The 1221-nt window shown below is 45.5% G+C and carries 1 pseudogene; it reads right to left on the reverse strand.

Annotated features, from left to right (window positions below):
* Positions 1-1221: pseudogene (locus tag DP117_RS34225) on the reverse strand (hypothetical protein); the annotation flags it as partial.

A 1221-nucleotide genomic window follows, 5' to 3' on the forward strand; every position in this document is an offset into this window, starting at 1 on the left:
GCATCCCTCTCCTTACCAAGGAGAGGGAACCTCACCCTGCCCTGTCGGGCATCCCTCTCCTTACCAAGGAGAGGGAACCTCACCCTGCCCTGTCGGGCATCCCTCTCCTTACTAAGGAGAGGGAAAGATTTTCGTGTCGTACCCGTTGGGAACCTCACCCTGCCCTGTCGGGCATCCCTCTCCTTACCAAGGAGAGGGAAAGATTTTAGCGAAGCTAAAAGCGAGGGTGAGGTTTTGAGTGAGGAGTTCCGAGATTTGGCTAATTTCAACAACTGACAACTCGGCGCATATCTCACTCCACCAGAAAACTTATCCAAAAGATAACTCTCTCCCTCCCCGCAAACTGGTAAAGCATGAAGCGGTAACAAATGCAGGTAGCGATGAGGTACGAGAATTAAAGCTTCGCAAGAAGATGGTATGAGGTTGAGAATATCATTAATATGTAGAATCTCAGCTAACTTGCTCAGTTCGGTAGCCAGTTGAAATCGCCAGCGTGGTTTATCGGTGGTGTAAGTTTTTAAATACTCATCTTTCCAATTCTGTAAATCTTTGACATCTTGCTGGGAAGATTGCCAAATTATCGGCTGTTGATTGTTGTGGGTGATGATAAAAGCGCGAAAGCAATCACCAAAAATATACCATTGCAAAATAGCAGTGTACTCATCCACAAGTTCTGGAATTTCGGCAAAGCGGATGTATTCCAAGGGGATGACTTGCCCGATTAACTCTTCTCGTTGTTGACGGAGTTGGTTGAGGTGTGTTGTATCTGGGTTTTCTACTGTTTCTAGACGACGCTTTTCTTCAGCAATTTTTTTGTCGAGTTCTTGCAATGGCTGAGAACGCTTTTGACTTGCTATCAGTTCCACCAAGTTACGCGTTTTGCTACGCTCAATATATTCCATTGCCTGATCGTCGTATCCTAATTTCAGGCACACTTCTACCATCTGGCGATAAAGCGAGTTCCATTCTTCCGCGTGTTTTTGTTTGATTTCATCACCAGAGACAATTTCACCCCGCAGAAATTCTACAGTGTCGATGGCAGATTGAAAAATGTTGTAAGCATCCGCATACCGTTCAGCATCAATGTAAGCTAAACCCAAATTAAACGCAGTCTCAGCATGGTTTTGGGGAAAGCTTTCGCGGGAATAAACAGACAAAGCTGCAGAGTAAGAAGCGATCGCACTCTCAAGATTCTCTGCTTTCTCCCCGCGTATTCTGTAA

This window comes from Brasilonema sp. UFV-L1 (assembly GCF_012912105.1).
GTDB lineage: Bacteria > Cyanobacteriota > Cyanobacteriia > Cyanobacteriales > Nostocaceae > Brasilonema.